This is a genomic window from Arthrobacter sp. MDT2-3, assembly GCF_059090465.1.
In genome coordinates this window covers 1-3,669 of the sequence record NZ_JBNHFS010000013.1, presented here as the reverse complement: position 1 = coordinate 3,669, position 3,669 = coordinate 1, and the positions used below count along the sequence as shown (strand labels likewise).

At 63.2% G+C, this 3,669-nt stretch carries 1 protein-coding gene and 1 pseudogene; both read left to right on the top strand.

Features of this window, described 5'->3' with window-relative positions:
- Positions 1–423 precede the first annotated feature (423 nt).
- A complete protein-coding gene (locus AC5RUQ_RS20900; protein ID WP_493949184.1) occupies positions 424–1,674 on the top strand; it encodes an IS256 family transposase in 1,251 nt (416 codons plus the stop codon).
- 140 nt (positions 1,675–1,814) lie between these two features.
- A pseudogene (locus AC5RUQ_RS20895) lies at positions 1,815–2,400 on the top strand (dihydrofolate reductase family protein).
- Positions 2,401–3,669 lie beyond the last annotated feature (1,269 nt).

Genomic DNA, 3,669 nt, shown 5'->3' with positions numbered 1-3,669 from the left:
ACCATTACGAGCAGGGCCCTGACAAACGACGTCAGGGCCCTGCCGCATTTAACAAACAAAACACCAAGGCGCCACGGCAGCCGGCCCACCAGATCCCACCCCTGGTGCGACCCGCCATCACCTCCCGCACCAAACGCTGCAACCCGCCATCACCTCCCGCACCAAACGCTGCAACCCGCCATCACCTCCCGCACCAAACGCTGCAACCCACCAACTGCCGGCGCACCACGACGAAAGCTCTTCCTAGCTGAGTCGGGCGTTCACCGGGCTCACCCCGACCCGGTACGTCGAAGTCCAGCGGCGGTTCCTACGCAAACATCCCGGCGACGTGTTGGACGGGACTGTCTGAATAACGGTGTGTGGGGTCCGGCCTGATCCGAAAGGAGACGGCCGTGTCGGTCCACGACCGAGATGACAGGGGTGATGATCGATCCTGTGACGGGAGGGATCATCGATCAGAAGGCACTGGGGGAGCGTTTGCTCGCGCAGGCCAAGGAACAGGGCGTGAGCCTGGTCGGCCCGGGCGGGCTGCTGAATCAGCTCACCAGGAACGTGCTCGAGACGGCACTGGAAGCCGAGCTGACCGAGCACCTCGGGCACGAGCATGGCCAGACACCGGTCGCAGCGAACATGCGCAACGGCACCAGGTCAAAGACCGTGCTGACCGAGATCGGCCCGGTCGAGATTGAGGTGCCCCGGGATCGGGACGGGTCGTTCGAGCCGGTGATCGTTCCCAAGCGGAAGCGGCGTCTGGACGGGGTCGATCAGATCGTGCTCTCGCTCTCCGCCCGTGGGCTGACCACCGGGGAAATCGCAGCCCACTTCGAAGAGGTCTATGGCGCCAAGGTCTCCAACGACACCATCAGCCGCATAACGGAGAAAGTCTCTGGGGAACTGGCCGAATGGTCTGCCCGGCCTTTGGATCCGATCTATCCGGTGCTTTTCGTTGACGCGGTCGTGGTCAAGGTCCGTGACGGGCAGGTGCGCAACACCCCGTTCTACGTCGTCATGGGCGTCACCACCAACGGGGAGCGGGAGATCCTGGGCATCTGGGCCGGCGACGGTGGCGAGGGTGCCCGGTTCTGGCTACAGGTACTCTCCGAGCTGAAGAACCGCGGCGTGCAAGATGTGTTGATCGCCGTCTGCGATGGGCTCAAGGGCCTGCCGGAGGCGATCACGACCACCTGGGAGCGTGCGGTCGTGCAGCAGTGCATCGTGCACTTGATCCGCAACAGCTTCCGCTATGCCGGACGCCAGCACCGCGACGGCATCATCAAGGCGCTCAAGCCCGTCTATACGGCCCCGTCCGAGCAAGCGGCGAAGGACCGGTTCGAGGAGTTCACCGCCGAATGGGGCCAGCGATATCCGGCCATCGTGCGGCTCTGGGAAGCCTCGTGGCCTGAGTTCGTGCCCTTCCTGGAGTACGACGTGGAGATACGCAGGGTGATCTGCACGACGAACGCAATCGAGTCGATCAACGCCCGCTACCGAAGGGCGGTCAGGGCCCGCGGGCACTTTCCGAATGAAACCGCTGCCCTGAAATGCCTGTACCTGGTTACCAGATCTCTTGATCCCACCGGCGGTGGCCGGGCACGCTGGGTGATGAGGTGGAAGCCTGCGCTAAACGCGTTCGCTATTACCTTCGCTGGCCGGTTCGAAAGAACCACTCAATAATGAAAACCGGCCGGCCTCCACACACCGTTTATCGGACAGTCCCTGTTGGACGGCTGGCCGCTGCCGGCTGATGGATTTTTCACCAGAGCGACCGCTCACGAGACGCTAATGTGGGGGCACCCAAAGAAGAGGAGAGCCCCGTGGGCAAGGTGGTCATGTACAGCTCGGTGTCAGTGGACGGCTTCGTCGCGGACGAGAATGACCAGCCCGGATTGCTGTTCGACTGGTTTACCAACGGTGACGTCCCGTTGGACGAGAGCGGCGAGGTGAAGGTATCGCTGCCTTCCTACGACTACACCCGGCTGTCCGTACTGGGACCAGATCGCGGTGACACTCTGCGGCCGCCATGTCTTCGACCTGACGGACGGCTGGGACGGGAAACCTCCGAGCGGGATTGACCACGTGGTCGTCGTGACACACCGGCCGCAGCCAGAGGGCTGGAATCCCGAGGCACCGTTTCACTTCGTCGACGGCGTCGAGGCAGCCATGGCCAAGGCGCAGGAGCTTGCGGGTGACCGCATCGTCGAGATCGCCGCTGGTGATGTCGGTGGGCAGATGCTTGCCGCAGGCCTGGTTGGCGAGGTGCGCATGGACGTCGTACCCGTCGTGGTCGGGGCCGGTAAGCGCTACTTCGGGTCGGTCCACGCACAGCACTTGTTGGAGGATCCCGACCTGGTGATTCAAGGCAACCGGATACTTCACCTGCGTTATCGGGTGGGCGGTTGATCGATTTCAGCGGGTCCGCGACGAAGCCCACTGCGGACGGTGGCACAAGAGCCTCGCTCCTTCCGGTGAGGGCTGTGTTCCTTTTGAAAGTAAGCGCTTGACCGCGTGGTTTCCACCTGTCTGAGGTCTTCCTACCCGAGGTGAGGGCGGGACAGTCCGCCGCCGATGAGCAGCATGCGTAGTTGGTAGTGCTTCCGGTTGCGGAAGCCGGGGCAACGTGGCGGTGGAGTTCGGTGAGGACGTTGCGCCGGGGCCGCCGGTGTTTGCGGTCCAGTGTCGAGGTAGATCAGGGACGCCTCGCCCACTGCTTGGGCGTCTTGTTGAGGCGCTTGATCTCCGGGGTCGGGCAGGTAGGCAGCGACGCGAGGACCGTCTCCGCGACGGGCCGTCCCTCGACCCGGTTCTTGCCCTCGTAGGCCGAGGGGAGTTGTTGGGCGCACGGGCAGGCGACGAGCACTTCGTCCTGGCGTTCCCCCCCCGTCGAGCCGTGCACGTTGCCGCCCCGTGAACTTGCGCTTGGCCACAGCGCAGGATCGTGCGTATGCCATTGATTGGGTCGTTCTTGCATCCGCGGTGGCCGTTCAACGGGTCCAGGTTGGTGACCTCGACGCTGTTCCTAAGTCGTCGCCGCGTTCCTCGAGCCAGTCGCTGTACTCCTTCCACGAATGGCCCGGCCGCAGCTGGTACTGCCCGGAGTCCAGCACACCTGGTAGACACCACAACCTACGCAGCCACGGTTCGTCGCTTGGACTTATGCCGAAGTGTGTGAGCTCCTCCTGTCACGATCGGCCGGGCGCGTTTCAAGCTCTCGAGCCCCGGGGTGCGGACTTCGTGTTGATGTTTGGGGTTCGGGGTTGAGGTGTTGGGGTGTGAGCCAGTCCATAGTGGTGCTTTGCTGGCTGGGGGGGCGCTGAGACCGGGGCTGGGACTCCGAAAACCGCGGGTTTTGGGGGTTTTGGGGGTTTGGGGTGTGTTGTGGGGTGGATTTGCGGGGTGGGCTTGGGGGGTGTATTGTTTTCTGAGTCGCCGCCGCTGAAGCGGAAAGATGGCGGCTTATCCCCCCTTTGTGAACGGCCTGAAAATGGTTCGCCTTTTGGTGTGCCGGTCTTGGGTGGGGCTGGTTGAGGGTAGCGCGGGTCGCGGAAACGCTGATTTGTATTGCTGCTTGAGACCGGGTAAGTTTGAAAAGTTGCTCCGGAGCGATCCTGAACCGTTTGGTTGGGTGGTGCCGGGTGTGTCTGTTGTTTGAGAACTCAATAGTGTGCCAAG